The organism is Halomonas hibernica (genome assembly GCF_013183775.1).
GTDB classification, from domain to species: Bacteria; Pseudomonadota; Gammaproteobacteria; order Pseudomonadales; family Halomonadaceae; genus Vreelandella; species Vreelandella citrativorans.
This window is the reverse complement of record NZ_VIFN01000025.1, coordinates 1-14,235: the sequence shown is the minus strand read 5'-3', so window position 1 is coordinate 14,235 and position 14,235 is coordinate 1. Positions and strand designations below refer to the sequence as shown.

Genomic DNA, 14,235 nt, shown 5'->3' with positions numbered 1-14,235 from the left:
TCAGCTAGACCGCGTGCAATCTGGCGGCCTACCTGCCGATTTTCGGCCAATGCCAAGCGTTGGAGCGGGTGTCATGGAAATACGTATACGCGAGAGTAATGGCGCGTTTCGCGTGTTCTATGTCGCCAATCGCGAGGATCGCGTATACGTGCTGCACTGCTTTCAAAAGAAGTCGCAGAAAACAGCGAAAAAAGACATTGAGCTAGGCCAGCAGCGTTATAAAGAGCTGCCGTAGCAGCGAGGTAAGAAGATGAATAACGAGTTTGAGTGCGTATGGGATGCTATCGAAGATACTCCAGAGCAAGCCGCTAAAATGCGGGTGCGCTCCTCGCTGATGATGAAAATCAGCGACGTGGTCAATTCTTGGGATCTACCTCAAACAGCCGCTGCCAAGCGACTGGGTATCACACAACCACGGCTTAATGAGCTGCTGCGTGGAAGAATTCAGAGATTTAGCCTTGATGCGCTAGTCGAGATTGCGCAGTCCGCGCATCTTCATGTTGAGCTGAGCGTTACCCTGGAAGAAACAGCAGCATGAGATTTTTGAATTAAAATATGATGAAATCATGAAATCGGCTCACCTTTAAACGCGAAAAGCCGCTTTAATGTGTGTTTAAAGTGTGACTATTCCTATTATGGGACTAGCTAAGCGATTGCTATCCCAGAAGATTTTCAGGCTCGTCACAACAATATGAACGATTCATGTAAAATAGTTTTTGTGGCCACTGACCATGGCCACAAGAGAGGATTCTAGACGTGCAGACACAAAAAAGCCCAGCGAGACCAAGCGCTAGGCTTAAATGCACAGAATGAGTCTGTTTGTTTCTTTGCAGGACTGGAACCGGCGACCAAACCCTCCAGCCTGCGACACAATTTGCAGTGTGCTAATGACCCCAGCGCATAAACAGTGAAGTCATTTTACAGCAAAAGCGACGATATATCAGGTGTGAAACCGTCAAAACGTCGCTTTGCTAACTTCAAGTTTAGTCGCTCAACGCGTTACTTTGCAAGTAATGCAAGGGGCAAAGCACTGCTAAGGACTAGCAGTGACGCAATTTATCGATTTTTCAGCAATAGTTGAACCAGTAGCGCTTAAGCTACTGGGAGAGCCTTCGTTTAAGCATGGCAGCCGCTGGCGTTGGGGAAGTAAGGGCAGTCTTTCCGTTGATATTCAGTCAGCTACATGGTTTGACCATGAAGCCGGTGAAGGCGGGGGAGTGCTGGCGCTAATTGAGCGCGAAACCGGGCTTACTGAGTCACGCGACCAACTTAGCTGGCTGGCTGGCCGGGGATATATTGCCCCGCTGGATACTGCCAGCGAAGCCCCCAATTCTGATGATTTGGCTGTTAAACGCCAGCAGCGAGAAGCCACGAAAGCCCATAAAGAGGCCGCTCAAGTCAATCAGCAACAGGCCGAACATACCAAGGCAGCCGAGCGTGCCCGCTGGATATGGGGCCGCTGCAAAACACCTGGCGCCGATCACCCTTACCTAATTCTGAAAGGGATCGACCCCAACGGCCTAGAATTACGTCAACATCCCAGTAATGGCACGTTGGTAGTGCCGCTCTACGACCCGGCTGGAGAGCTGGTAAACCTTCAATTCATTACCAAAGACGGCGAAAAACGATTTCTAAAGGGCGCGCGTAAGCAGGGCTGCTATACCCTTATCGGCACCGACAACGGTCAAGGCCGCTTATTTGTGGAAGGCTACGCTACCGGCTATACCGTCCATCAAGCGACCCGTAAACAAGCCGTAGTGGCGTTTGACGCGGGGAATCTAGTGCCTGTGGCTGCTAACCTTGGGCGCCCCGGCGACGCTGTTGCCGCCGATAACGATAGCGCCGTGAAATCCAGCGCACCCTTTGGCAAGCCTCTTAATACCTATGGCACTGGCCACAAAGCCGCTATGAGCACAAGGCTCTCGTTCTACCTTGCGCCCGTGCCTGGTAAAGACTTCAACGATATTGGGATCGACGCCGCGCGCACTATTTTCAATGCTGCACCAGTATCAGAAACGCCCGTTTTCAATCCATGGTTACTGTCGCCAGTCACGCTGCCCAAAGCCGCCCCTGGAGAGCTGGTGACGGAAATTGTTGGTATCAAAGACCCCGGCAAAGCCGCTGCTATCGCGTACAGCATTGCCGCCAAGCTGGCACCCCGCGCACCCGCTCAAATGCCGCTGCAAGTCATTCGAGCGGCGATAGAAGCCAACGCTGAACCCGGCGCCCTTCACCCAGCAACGTTAGATGCCATCGTGGATCGACTGGATAAAGCCCAGACCCATCGAAAACGCCGCGCCCTTGAGCAAGTTAGCCTGCCTGTTGATGTTGGCCAGCGCCACGCCTATGAACCTATTCATGGTGCCGTTCCTAGTCTGACCCCAGCGGACTATCACGGCGTGATAGTCGTCAAAGCGCCCATGGCGGCGGGTAAGACCAAAAACATTGGTCGTCCGCTGGCAGAATGGGCGAACGCCAATGGCCACACCATGCTGGCTATTTGTCACCGCGTAAGCTTGGTAACTGAGCTTGCTAACCGGCTTGAGCTAACACATTACGACGATGTGAGCGCATCAACCGCTTATGCGGCCACTGGCCTGGCTACCTGCCTGCCGTCTATTACAAAGCCTGACCATGCCTCGCTAATCGACGCTGCCAATATCGTTTTTATAGACGAAGTGGCCCAAGTGCTGCGGTTTATCGAGTCAGAGAAGGCGTGCAGCACCAAGTACGCCGATAACCAAGGTGTTTACGAGCGCTTGCGAGAAATCGTGGCCAAGGCCGATTGCGTGGTGGTTGCCGATGCTGGTGTGGATCGTCGCACCATTGAATTTTTAGAGTATTGCCGCCCTGGTGAGCGCTTCCGAGTGATTGAGGTTATGCCACCAAAAGACGCGGGGATCACCGGCCACTATGGCTATGGCGCCGATGCCGTGACCAATGCGGTAAGCGAAGCCCTGGCCGAGCTGGCCGCTGGGGGGAAGCCGTGGGTAGCAGTGGAAAGTATCGACCGCGCCAAGGCGTTGGAACACTTTTTCAAAGCCGCTATGCCTGGCAAACGCATCATGGCCATTCACGCGGACAACAAAGACAACAAAGCCCAGCGGGATTTTCTAACCGACGCAGACCGCGAAAGCCGCCGCTACGATATTGTGATTGCCTCGCCGGTTATCGGCTCCGGCCTATCGATTGAGCACAAGCCGAAGCACGACGATAAAGGTAACGTCATCGAGAACGTGCCGAAAAGCGAGAAATTCACTCTTGGCGTCTACATTGGCGGAGGCCATCGCACCACACCCGCCGATGCCGCCCAGCAAATGCGCCGCGTGCGCTATATCGAGCGCTTTGAAATCGCCCTGGTGGCCAATAGCAGCACCGTAGGCAACCAAAGCCCGGAGGCGCTGATTGCCGCCGCCGTGACCGCATCCAGGATTGAAGGAAAGGCCGCGCCAGTCACTACGTTTGATGAGCTAGTGGCCAGCATTCGCACCGATGCCGAAAACGCCCGTGCTGACTTCGCCGCCGGTTTGCTTTGGCAGCTAGAGACCGCTGGCTGGATGCTTGAACGTCAACAAAATGGCGAAAGCGAAGATGCCCCTATGGGGATCGCGGAGGTAGGCGAGCGTTTGAAAGAGGCCCGCGACTTTATCCGCGACACCAAGCGCGATGCCCTGCTTAACGCGCCCATTATTACCGATGAACGTGCCGCCGAGCTTGAACGTCAGCGGGTACGTTCTGAGCTAAGTAATATCACCCTAGAAGCGCACCGCATCCGTCGTGCTCTTGGCATTCAAGGAAAGCCTTTGGACGACGATATTTTAACGTTCTGGGACGATGGCCGTGCCGTGGCTAAGCTAGATCGCTTTAGCGCCTTTCAGGGCGTCGTAAGCGACTTTGACGATAGCGGGAAGTCGCTTTCTAGCCGCCGTTACTATGAAGCCTGCGCAAGGGCTTACGGCTGGCTGTTTGAAGGTATCGACACCGATGTTGATGGCTGGCTGACGCTAGGCGTTGCCAATCAGGTATTGGGTCGCGTCATGGAGCATCGCCACTTGCTGGCACACCTTGGGATCGTGGCAAAAAAATATGCTGAATGGATTCCCGACCGGGAGAATAAACATCAGCCGCGCGCTATGAAGCTGCCTGCTTACCCGGTGCGTGAAGTTGTGGCCATGATGGAGCGCATGGGCATCAAGATGCAGGCGAAGCGGATGCGAGCGAAGTCACCAGGGTGTGACACATTCCCCCATAACCCCTTAGGGGGAAGTACGGCATGTGTCACACCTGAAGGTGATAGCAAGCCTGACAAGAAAGCCAAGGGAAACCCCATTATTCGCGTCTACCAACCTACCGCCGGAAGTCTTATCGAAATGCAGCAATGGGCAGACAGTCGCAACGCGGCACGCAAAGTCATTTCTGTGGATACCGCGCCACGTACGGGCACTACCCTGGAAACGCTAGAACGCGAGATGCACGAGTCACTGCCAGACTTTCATCGCGCTGTTGTACGTTCACTTACTGCTGCTAGGGTCAGTGAGCAAATTGTCTTACGACCGCGACGATTACCACAGACTGCAACCGCTTAGCAGACCATAAGGTGTGACACATGGGTATCTAACCCCTTAGGGGATAATGAGCCATGTGTCACACCTGGCGTCCGTGATCCATTGTGACGCGGATAGCCAGCTATAACTCATATGGTGGGATCGTGATGCTAACGAAACGTCAGTTGCAGCAACTGAAAAATGAGGAAACACCTCTTCACGTTCAGATTCGCCGGATTCATCTAGCCCTGGGAGCCAGCCAGAGGCATAAGCACCACGGTGCCTGGCTTAGCAAAGGGCAGCGGTACTTCTATCAGGAGGAACGCGCGCTAGCCACTTGGATTGAGATTGAAGGCGACATTATTCGCTCATGCCTCACAGATTCTTCAGACGGTGGTGCATGGGGGTTTGATAGCAATGGTCACTTCTATGTTACTTGTTTTTACTACGAAACCACTGAACGCCCGGATTTGATAGCGAAGGTAAAGCAGCTCTATTTAAAGAGCATGCAGAGTAAACCACCATGCAGAAACGCCTACCTGGAAGCAAAAGGTCGCTGAATATCACTGACTGAGCTAACCGCAACATAATAGTGATTATGATGAGGTTGGCCCTTCTCTCTTTTATCGCCTGCCCAGCCCCTAAGAAGGGTTTTATACGAGAAACGCGCGAAACGAGAAAACCTGCTGGAAGCCTTGCCATTACTATGTTTCAGCGCTTCCGGTTGTTTTACGGAAGCCATAGAAAAGCCCGCCCCCTGGGGGACGGGCAACTTCTATCTTCGCAATCCTAGCAATCATCCATGAGCGTCCTGCTCATGCCTCCTTGGCCCATCGAGCGTTCCTTGCTCGGTCGTCCTTTCAAAAGCATCCTTTGCTCGACACACTTTCACCCTAGACGACATAACCTTGGTTATCAAGCCATGCCCATTTAGCGTGAAATTTTCACATCTATAGACCGATATTTAAGATTATCCGTCTTACCTTGAGTTTTTAATTTTGAAAACTCAATCACGTTCGGCCATCGGAATGTAAGGCTTATAATCCAGTTCTAAAGCATCAGCAACGGCAAGGAGAATGTTTTTTTCCGTCTGCTTACTAGAATCACGAAAGCGGTTATTTGCGTCTGAACGGAGAAGGGCAAGCACCTCACTCTTATGCTTCTGGTACTCAGTACCGCTCGCGTAATGGCGAGCATAGACATCCAGAGACCCGTCAACATCGCGAAGAACTTCAATAGCATCCTTGAACATAGAAAAGCACCATTTTGCATAATGGGATTTAAGAAGAATCACCACTCTAACGTGCTTCGCTTGTCGGCTGCCACAACGCCGGTGGTTTCCGTTGCACGCTTTGCTAATCACTATTGGCAGTTCCTCTCATGCACTGCCGAACGTTGCCTCTGGTCATCTTTACGACGTTTTTAAAGCGGTGCCAGTTATTCGCCTTGTCTTGAATTTATTACGCAGCGCAAAACGCATTAGTTACATGAAGCCAGAATGTACGACACGCCGCTGATTTCGAGGTGGTCGCGGTTTCTTGCCGGCCACAAATGGGCAAGCCGGGCAGTCGAAGCGATATTCCGTGTCCGTCAATACCGATAGCCGTCCATCTTCCTTGCAACGCGGACAGATAGAGTGTGGCGGGCAGTCTTCTGTGACGCACCCCGCTTTGAGCGTGAGAATGTAACCGCCCATGGGCGCCCGCTCCAGGCGGTAACTGTCGAATCGTCTTTTATCGTCAAGCTCGCTTTTCAGGCGGGATACCTCCTCAAGGAGAGCTTGATACTCGACTTGCGTGGAGGACAGCTGAGATTGGACCTCCATCAACTGCTCCATGATGCCTATCACGGCTACGTTTGCCCGCGCCTGGTCGTTAACGTCCTTTGCCGATCTAGCCAAGTCGAATGCTGTCTTGATGCTGCCAGTAAGTGCTACGAAATCAACCATGAACGTCTCCCGGTGTGTGTCCGAGCAGTTCACACCAGGAGGGAAGCGCTGTCCAGAAGGCGCTCATAGCATATTCGACCACCACTCAGACAGACGTTGGAGAAGATCCAGGACAGTGTTCAGTAGCATCAAAAAAAGATGGAGTAGTTCGAGACGATCGCGCATTAGGCAGACCTCACGTTGTTTGTGGATCTCCTATGCTGGCGTCACGACTCTACTGTGGCGACAAGATCGCGTTGTGCGAGACCGTTCGCACAACGCGCAGCTTTAAACCTGACAATTATTAAGTTGTTTTAATCTTAGCTTTGCTTATACTGTCTTACAGTAAGACAAAAGGAAAAACCAATGCCAAAGCGCAGCGTCACCATCCGCATGGAAGAAAGCGATTACGAGCAGCTAGAAGCAATAGCACGCGAGCAGCGTCAAATGACAGGCGACAAAACAGGTGTGAGCGACGTGATTCGAGAAGCCGTAGCAAAGTATATTGAAAATCAAATAGATAGCGGAAGTAGAAATGATTGAGCATGTGGAGCAGCAGCAGGGGCGTTTTGAGCGCTTGTCAGTCCTTCTTAGAGAACTGTGCAAAATAGAGCATGACGGACTCAGTGTGGCAGGTAAGTTGCTGCTAGAAGAGGCGATGACCGAAGCTGCGCTTGGCAGTGAAGATGCGCAAATTGCGCTTGATGAAGCGGGCGATAAAGCCGCGTAGAAATTGAAGGCGCCGATGGAAGCGGGGGCAACCGCAACCACCGGCTTACATAACGGCACTGACTCAAGGAGATGCCGAAATGCAGACATATCGTAACACCCTGGGCCGCTTTGGCGCTGCGTTATACCGCTTTTCGCAAGACAGCGGGGTCGTACTACTGCCCATCATCGTTGTAGCCGCTATCGTGGAGGTGTTGCTATGAAATGCACTGCCTCGCAGCTACGCGCTTTGAGCCGCATTTTGGCCCCCTACCGTGGCCAGCCACTGAACCGCGCCGCCATCGATCTGGCGCTGCAATTAGCCCGCTTGGAGCCAGCCCAATGAACCTACAAGACGCCGCAAAGGTTGCCGCTGATGCTATTGGAGAGTACCCAATAGGCGAGCAAGGCAACGCCCGTGATGAATTGATAGCGCTGATAGATGAAGCGCTAGACATTGCTGATGACGAGCGCTTGCAGCAGATCACTGACAGCATCGACCGGCTAAAACGCGACCACGGCGAGTTGATCACCTGGCGCTGCAAAGGCGGCTACATCGCGCTGGACGTGCCGACAGAATTTATAACCAGTATTGCGCACGCCGCCAACGATGCGCGCCGCGACATTGAATTGCGCACCATTACCGGGCTTTTACTGCCCCAGCTTGAGCGGATCGCGCCAAGCATCATGAAAAGCGTGTTAGGTACCGAGTACGCTGGCAATCGAGGCGACTATGAGCGCCTGGTGGCAATAGCCGTCGATGAATTAGCGTGCCGAGCTTGCAGCCAAGGAGAATGAATAATGGATAACCTACTGATCGCATTAATTCTAATCGCTCCCGTTGCTGGCCTGACTTGGTGGGCCGGACGCAACACCAATAAGGAGTTGAAAGGGAAGTAAAGCCACCCTGCCAACCCAATGCCCGCCAAGTGCGGGCTTTTTTGTGCAATGCAGAACTGACGCCATACCACCCTGCCCCAGTGACCGCTAACCGCCTACCCTGCAATTTTTCGTTAAAAATTACTTATAAGTCAAGTAATTAACATTACTTGTCATAGCGCGATAGGCTCATAATTAAGCGGTGATACATCGTTTTGGCCACTCTCAAAATGGTAAAATATGGGCATCGCTACCCCCGGATAATTGCCATGATTAAGCACCGCTTCAACGTACCCCGCCACGCCATCGAATCGACCCGCCGAGAAGCTAATAGCGCCCGGTTTCGTGAATCACTACGCCTACGCGAGGCTGCTGGATACCTACAGCAAGACCGACACGCCACCGTGGAGGCACCGCCCGCTTTGCTGCTGACAACGCTTGCCGTGGACAGCAACGGCGCTGCCGTGGACAGCAACGGCGCTGCCGTGGCCACGCTGGAAACCCTGGCGACCGATGAAGGCCGGATCGTGGCCGCTCTGGTGGCTGGGCTGGACGTTGATGAATACCGCTTTACGCTGGTGAGTGGGAAGTATGGTGAGCTGTTAGGCGTGGATTTTGAGTTAACAGACCTTGTCACCCGGCCTGCTGTACGTCGAGTGTTAGCACGTAGCTTTGATGATGCTGCCGACATTGCCGCTGCGCTGGTTGAGCAGCGACACGAACCTATAGAAACAGTGAAACACCGCGCTAAGCCAGAAATGATTGGTGATGTTGTTGTCCAACGCGCCGCCGAGCTTGAGCGTCAACAAATTACTGAAAAAGCCAGGCGCAACGTGAAGGCGCTCGGTTACACGTTTGATTGAGAGTTGCCGCCGCTGTCACAAGTGACACACAATGCAGTGACACGCCATGACTACGCGGTGACACGCCATGCAATTCACTATCACCGAAGCTGCAAAGATTTACGGTAAGCAGCGTAAGACGTTGTACCGCCATATTGATTCAGGCCGCTTGTCTGCTGGCGTGAGGGGCGATGGTAAGCGCGTGATAGACCTTGCCGAGCTAATACGCTGCTATGGAGAGCCACCTGGTAAAATACCCACCAGTGACACGCATTCGACACGCGATGACCCAGTAGGTGACACGCTTGTCACGCAGGCGCTAATTGAAGAATTGCGCAAGCAAACGGCAGTGATAGAGCGCATGAGCGAGCGCATCGAGCAGCTAGAACAAGCGCTGCTGCGTTTGCCAGCGCCAGCTAATGCCACCCCCGCCGAACCAGCACCCCAGGCCGATATCGAACCCGCTCAAAGTACCCTGACCCAAGTGCCAGATAAGACCAGCGAACCCCTGCGCGATTTTGGCGATGTGCTCAAACGATTTGAGAATCGAACGAAAGCTTAAATTTAATAAGTAAAAGGTTATATTAGCTATTTAAAATTAGCAGCTAGAGACGAAGAATAATGATTAAACAGTCCATCGGCTTTGCCTTGGCGGCAAGCCTGGCATCAATAAATGCACATGCCTTTCCCGCACCTCAGCCGGTTAATATTCTTAATGAAGCTGAAATTCAGCACTTCTTAGCAACTCTTCCCGACGAAGATTTCTTTATTCAAAAACTGACAGAGCGAATTGTTAGCTGTGAATGTGAAGGCGCTGAGGCATGGCTTGAGATGACTGACTATTACAATGGTCTGCTTGATTATTACGGCTATAACTACGGTGAGACCTTGCGAACGTATGCCACCACAATGGGAGGACTAGATCACCACAATCAAGAAGATGTGTTACTTGCTCGAATGTGGCAATACTACGGTATTGACGATCTATTTATGCCCGTATTTGCGCTAATTGAAGAGCAAGAAGCCTATCGCCTGGTCGATAGCGGTGTACTCACTTCTGAGCAGGTTTATACTGCTGAAAATATAGGGCGCTAATCCGCCGATGGACATATACCGTTATCTTTTAGAAGATATATAAGATAACGGTATACCTTGCTCTAGAAAGCAAGCCGTTCAAACTGCTTACCCGAAAGCGCCGTGTACAGCACCGTGTTTTGGATATTGGCGTGCCCCATGTACTGCTGCACCGTGCGAATATCTGTGCCGCTGTTAATCAGGTGAACCCCGCAGGCATGACGCAAGGCGTGGGGATTCCACTTCATCCCCAGGGCTTTCTCGCTAAGGCGGTGAAACATCTTTCTAAACCCGTCGATACTGACCGGCGCGCCACGCTCATTGACGAACACGTACCCATGCTGGCGCCCGCTGGCCTCGCGGTAACGCTTCAACGCCCGGATCGTGTCGCCCTGGAGTGGATGCGTCCCATCCAGCGACCCTTTAGCACGCTGCACCATGACCGTGTGACCACTGTTTAGATCAAAGTGCTGCCACTTGAGCGCCACCAGCTCGCTAATCCGCAGCCCATGCTCAAACGCCAGGCGAATCATCAGTGCGTCACGTTGGCCATACCTGCCTTTCTTAGCCGCTGTAATGAGCTGGTGGACTTCATCACGCGACAGAAATTTACGCCCGCGTGCTTCATCGTTATCCGCCCGCGTGCGAACTGTCCGGCTTTCAGTGTTTGGGTGCAGTGTGACCACGTTACCCGATGCCGCGTTATTCATGCCTTTTCCCTTGCCTTATTTTGCCAACTGTCCGGCTTTTAGTCAGAACCCGGACAGTTATAACACCCCTTACTTAGATGGGCAATCCCACCCGTTAAGGTGTGAGAAATGTGGCATTGCCGGATTTGTAACAATAAGATACAATTTAGTTACATTTTGTTACAAAGGCGTGAGGAATGGCTTCTACCCCACCACCAAACCCGCCACGCACTGGCATTCCGAAAGGGCTGATCCGAGCGATCCCAACGCCTAGGCAGCTTAATAGTCACCGGCGTGAACTACGCCGCCGCGCAAATGAAGGTGACACGCTCGCTATTGGGTTAGTTGTCTTATGTGAAGTGCTGCGCCAACAGAAAGACACTCCATGAGCATCACCGTTGGCACTAATGACCACACGCTAAGCGATCATCTAAAAGCGTTTATCCAGACGCCTGATGCCCTGGTCGTGGGAATCATCGGGGAAGGCTCAAGCCGTGAATTGACCGCGCTATGGGAAAGCCCGTTCGAGAACGACACGCCGGGCTCGATGTTTAGCAAACAAGGCGGTCTGATTCAGGCTGGGGCCTTGGAAGGCATCGGCATCGAGGGCGGTAGAACCAGCAAATCGACGCTTAACACGACGCAGGTATGGAGCGGAACAACCCCGCATAACTTTAACCTGGTGCTGGAGTTTTACGCTATTTCGGATGCCTACAACCAGGTGCAAGCGGCGCTGATTGAGCTTGAGAAAGTTATTGCGCCAGAAATGAACGAATTAACACCAGGTGGCCGCATACCGCCTCAGGTGACGCTAAATGCTGGGCGTCAGATTATCTACCCCGAATGCGTGATTACCAACGTTAGCCGTCAGCTGGATGGGCCAATTGGTCGCGACGGCTACCCCTTGCGCGGCAGTGTGACTATACAGTTACAGACCCTCACCACGGTGAATCAGTCAGATATTCCGGCAACGTTCGGATAGGAGTGTGAGTATGTCGACAAAGCTACCCACGCTGAATAAGCGTCTTCCTATTGAATTTCCTCATGTTGACCAAGTAGGTACGCCGTTAGCAACATTTGAGAATATTCAGAGCGTGATTGACGCATATCGAATCACAATAGCGCGCCCATTACTTAATGCCGACGACTTCACCCCCTTTTTTGGCGTGCGCTACGTGGCGTGCGCTGAAAATCAGCGCGATTGTCACAGAACACAGCTACTCGCTATCTGCGAGCGTAACGAACTACACGTCAAGCTTGAGCAAGTAGAGCGCTATGTACAGCTACGTGGGTTAGAAGTTGAAGATCAAGAGCGACGCGAAGCCAATGCCCAGCGTTTGGCACGTGGTATGGCGCTGTGAGTGAGTACGACAAACGCGGCAAGCACCCCGCCAGCCGTGCGAATTTGCAAATGTTCCAGCCCGGCAATCAGGCCGCTCGCAAGCATGGCGCTTATGCTCGCTACCACGCTCCGGAGATTGTTGAGCGCGTCACGCCAGACGCTGACGGCCCTGAGCGCCTGGAAAACATGATTCAGTTAGAGGAAGCGCGGCTTCACGAATTGCTGCAAGAAAAAGCCGCTTGGGACGCTAAGAGCGAATACGACGAGCTAGCGCATGGCGACTACACAATTACCGAGATACGCGCCGATGCTGGCGGTACAGCGACCAGGCGGGAGCGCCCCAACTTTGAGTCGTTGATCGACCGGGCCATGGGCAAAATCATGGCGCTCGTGGTCGAAAAAGAACGTATGCAAGCCACCCCCTCTTACATCGCCTCTGCGCTGGCGCGTGTGCTTGATGACGCCGAAAAGTCAGGGTTGTCAGCAGTCGATACCGCCGAGCAGGTAGAAAGAGCCGGGTTAGCGGTGCCCTTTTCGCTTCAGCAGCGCGTACGTGCCGAGCTGGCCACCTACGAGCCGCCGGAACCGGAAGGCGGCATGACCGACGACGAGCTAGAGGCGTTGTCGGCAGAGTATGAACAGGAAATGGCCGGTGAAGACGAATGGCTGGAAGAACGCCAGGCTGAAGTAGCTGATATACACAAAACACAGCAAAGAGAAAAACATAGTGAATGAAAATAATCAGCTAACAGAGCAGCAAGCCGCTGAATTAGAAGCTATTGAAGAGCGTTTTGGTAGTTACGGGCACCTGGTACTGGGCGCTCATGACCCAGAGCTAACCGACTTCCAGCGCCAGCATTGCGTGAACGTTTTGCAAATCGGCCATGCGAAGTTTGGGCGTGAACTGGCCGCACAATACGGCGAAGCCTACCCCCTGGAAGCACTGGCCAAGCGTATCGACCACGATATTAATCAAGTGAGTGGAAACCAATGAAAGCAGGTCATCAGGAACAAGCAGAACGTATGAGCATCGCTGAAATTGAAGCCGAGCTGAACGTCTTGGCAGACGCTGAACGTAGTGATGCTTTGATTTATGAGCGCCGCAACTTTAAAGCTGAGGCCGATAGCGCAGACCCTCAGCAGGCCGAAGAAATACGCGCCGAACAAACCCTATACTCAGCCCGCAAACGGCAGAGGGCAACGCGTCGCACCGCGCTAGAAGCGACGCTGGCAGAACTTAAATCGACAGATGTTAGCGACAAGTTGACCAACATCGCCACTGCCCACGCTGAGGCGCTTGCCACTGCCCAGGAAGCACTGGCCAGCATCGACCTTGATGCGCTTACGGCACTGGAAAACCAGGTGAAAAATTACCTGGTGGCCGAAGAAAGTGTGCGCGAACACGCCTGCCAAGCCACTAGCATGGCCAAAAACGCAGGCGTTCAAGCACCAGAACTTAAGTCAGTTTATTCACACGCGCTAGGCGTGTCTTATGATCGTTTTGAACGGCTAAAACAGCAGATTAGCAGCTCATCACAGCGAGTAGCGCACGATCAGGCGAGGCTTGGCGTGAATTACGTCGCGATCTGATGCAGCCGGAGTAGCAATGGAAAGCGAAACAGAACCACAGCATGATGCTGGTTGCGCCGCTTACGACCCCCGCAGCGAGGGGGCAGTCAAGATGTGGATCGCTGCTGTGAAGCTGTATGCGCAAGACGTCCTTACCGCTGCGTTAGGTCGTCAAAACGCTGACAATGGGCGTGCATTACGTGACCTACGCAGCGAGCAACGTCAGCTACGCATTCTTTGCGAGCCGCTGGGGGCAGACGTGGAGGCCGTCGCACGTGCTATCGAAAAGTGCGTCGCCCGTGGGTATGGAGCGGGCATACCCGTTAAACCACAAAGGCGAAAGGTGAAGCAAAAAAGAGCAGCATGACCGCCCCTGTGGCGGTTTTTTTCGTTAAGTGAGGTGCGATATTCCCACCACATACCACGTTAAAGGTGGAAAGATACCTTGTTCTTTTATTCCCTTGAGAGCGGCTTTTAAAGCTAAACGACCACCCAGGTAGCAGTTTTTCTATTGCTGGCATCTTCCATATCAGTCACTATACTGTTAACGGTATAGGAGAAAGGAGCGTTGTGTGTCTAATCGCCGTAATGTGTACTTTCTAGGCGACTCAATTGACCGACTGCGCGACTTTCCAGACGACGCCAGGCAGGAGGCCGGTTT

The 14,235-nt window shown here is 53.0% G+C and carries 22 protein-coding genes; 19 read left to right on the top strand and 3 right to left on the bottom strand.

All coding sequences use genetic code 11. The annotated features are described in order from the left end of the window. From FKN99_RS17390 to FKN99_RS17375, 4 genes are all read left to right on the top strand, one after another. The coding region (locus FKN99_RS17390) for a type II toxin-antitoxin system RelE/ParE family toxin (protein ID WP_172119049.1) at positions 1-235 on the top strand (235 nt) is incomplete at its 5' end. A 15-nt stretch (positions 236-250) separates the two neighbouring features. Then, entirely contained in the window at positions 251-538 is a 288-nt protein-coding gene (locus FKN99_RS17385; RefSeq protein WP_172119048.1) for a helix-turn-helix domain-containing protein, read from the top strand. Between the two features lie 508 nt (positions 539-1,046). After that, a complete protein-coding gene (locus tag FKN99_RS17380) occupies positions 1,047-4,586 on the top strand; it encodes a plasmid replication protein, CyRepA1 family (RefSeq protein WP_172119047.1) in 3,540 nt (1,179 codons plus the stop codon). Positions 4,587-4,711: 125 nt separating this feature from the next. After that, positions 4,712-5,104, top strand: coding sequence for a hypothetical protein (locus FKN99_RS17375; protein WP_172119046.1), 393 nt, complete (start codon positions 4,712-4,714; stop codon positions 5,102-5,104). Positions 5,105-5,550: 446 nt separating this feature from the next. Here the strand turns inward: FKN99_RS17375 and FKN99_RS17370 are convergent, their stop codons facing one another. Together FKN99_RS17370 and FKN99_RS17365 are read right to left on the bottom strand one after the other, a co-directional pair. After that, positions 5,551-5,796, bottom strand: coding sequence for a hypothetical protein (locus FKN99_RS17370; RefSeq protein ID WP_172119045.1), 246 nt, complete (start codon positions 5,794-5,796; stop codon positions 5,551-5,553). Between the two features lie 231 nt (positions 5,797-6,027). Then, positions 6,028-6,492 carry a hypothetical protein gene (locus FKN99_RS17365; protein WP_172119044.1) on the bottom strand — a complete coding sequence of 155 codons (465 nt, stop codon included), beginning with the start codon at positions 6,490-6,492 and terminating at the stop codon, positions 6,028-6,030. Positions 6,493-6,837: 345 nt separating this feature from the next. Here FKN99_RS17365 and FKN99_RS17360 point away from each other — a divergent pair, with 345 nt between their 5' ends. From FKN99_RS17360 to FKN99_RS17335, 8 genes are all read left to right on the top strand, one after another. Next, positions 6,838-7,014: a ribbon-helix-helix protein, CopG family gene (locus FKN99_RS17360; RefSeq protein ID WP_172119043.1), complete on the top strand. Its 177-nt coding sequence runs from the start codon at positions 6,838-6,840 to the stop codon at positions 7,012-7,014. Further along, positions 7,007-7,201, top strand: coding sequence for a hypothetical protein (locus FKN99_RS17355; RefSeq protein ID WP_172119042.1), 195 nt, complete (start codon positions 7,007-7,009; stop codon positions 7,199-7,201). The genes FKN99_RS17360 and FKN99_RS17355 overlap by 8 nt, the downstream gene beginning before the upstream one ends. 79 nt (positions 7,202-7,280) lie before the next feature. Further along, positions 7,281-7,403 (top strand): hypothetical protein, encoded by a 123-nt coding sequence (locus FKN99_RS18030; protein ID WP_264757791.1) that lies wholly within the window; start codon positions 7,281-7,283, stop codon positions 7,401-7,403. Further along, complete coding sequence (locus FKN99_RS18025) at positions 7,400-7,525, top strand: hypothetical protein (protein WP_264757790.1); 126 nt, start codon at positions 7,400-7,402, stop codon at positions 7,523-7,525. Before FKN99_RS18030 ends, FKN99_RS18025 begins: the two co-directional genes overlap by 4 nt. Continuing rightward, complete coding sequence (locus tag FKN99_RS17350; protein ID WP_172119041.1) at positions 7,522-7,977, top strand: hypothetical protein; 456 nt, start codon at positions 7,522-7,524, stop codon at positions 7,975-7,977. Before FKN99_RS18025 ends, FKN99_RS17350 begins: the two co-directional genes overlap by 4 nt. Before the next feature lie 350 nt (positions 7,978-8,327). Next, positions 8,328-8,921 (top strand): hypothetical protein, encoded by a 594-nt coding sequence (locus FKN99_RS17345; protein WP_172119040.1) that lies wholly within the window; start codon positions 8,328-8,330, stop codon positions 8,919-8,921. Between the two features lie 67 nt (positions 8,922-8,988). Next, the gene (locus FKN99_RS17340) at positions 8,989-9,462 is read left to right on the top strand and encodes a helix-turn-helix domain-containing protein (RefSeq protein ID WP_172119039.1); all 474 of its coding nucleotides are present in this window, start codon (positions 8,989-8,991) and stop codon (positions 9,460-9,462) included. Positions 9,463-9,521: 59 nt separating this feature from the next. After that, on the top strand, positions 9,522-9,995 hold the full coding sequence (locus FKN99_RS17335) for a hypothetical protein (RefSeq protein WP_172119038.1): 474 nt from the start codon (positions 9,522-9,524) through the stop codon (positions 9,993-9,995). A gap of 62 nt (positions 9,996-10,057) precedes the next feature. Here FKN99_RS17335 and FKN99_RS17330 read toward each other — a convergent pair whose 3' ends face one another. Then, a complete protein-coding gene (locus tag FKN99_RS17330) occupies positions 10,058-10,684 on the bottom strand; it encodes a tyrosine-type recombinase/integrase (protein WP_172119037.1) in 627 nt (208 codons plus the stop codon). A gap of 176 nt (positions 10,685-10,860) precedes the next feature. Here FKN99_RS17330 and FKN99_RS17325 point away from each other — a divergent pair, with 176 nt between their 5' ends. From FKN99_RS17325 to FKN99_RS17295, 7 genes are read left to right on the top strand one after another with little or no spacing between them, the layout of a single operon-like run. Further along, positions 10,861-11,052 (top strand): hypothetical protein, encoded by a 192-nt coding sequence (locus FKN99_RS17325; protein ID WP_172119036.1) that lies wholly within the window; start codon positions 10,861-10,863, stop codon positions 11,050-11,052. After that, entirely contained in the window at positions 11,049-11,645 is a 597-nt protein-coding gene (locus FKN99_RS17320; RefSeq protein ID WP_172119035.1) for a hypothetical protein, read from the top strand. The genes FKN99_RS17325 and FKN99_RS17320 overlap by 4 nt, the downstream gene beginning before the upstream one ends. Positions 11,646-11,655: 10 nt before the next feature. Further along, entirely contained in the window at positions 11,656-12,024 is a 369-nt protein-coding gene (locus tag FKN99_RS17315) for a hypothetical protein (protein ID WP_172119034.1), read from the top strand. After that, positions 12,021-12,740, top strand: a complete 720-nt coding sequence (locus tag FKN99_RS17310) for a hypothetical protein (protein ID WP_172119033.1) — start codon at positions 12,021-12,023, stop codon at positions 12,738-12,740. Before FKN99_RS17315 ends, FKN99_RS17310 begins: the two co-directional genes overlap by 4 nt. Beyond that, positions 12,733-12,999, top strand: a complete 267-nt coding sequence (locus FKN99_RS17305) for a hypothetical protein (RefSeq protein ID WP_172119032.1) — start codon at positions 12,733-12,735, stop codon at positions 12,997-12,999. The genes FKN99_RS17310 and FKN99_RS17305 overlap by 8 nt, the downstream gene beginning before the upstream one ends. Beyond that, complete coding sequence (locus FKN99_RS17300) at positions 12,996-13,595, top strand: hypothetical protein (protein WP_172119031.1); 600 nt, start codon at positions 12,996-12,998, stop codon at positions 13,593-13,595. Before FKN99_RS17305 ends, FKN99_RS17300 begins: the two co-directional genes overlap by 4 nt. Positions 13,596-13,611: 16 nt before the next feature. After that, complete coding sequence (locus tag FKN99_RS17295; protein ID WP_172119030.1) at positions 13,612-13,941, top strand: hypothetical protein; 330 nt, start codon at positions 13,612-13,614, stop codon at positions 13,939-13,941. Positions 13,942-14,235: the final 294 nt, after the last annotated feature.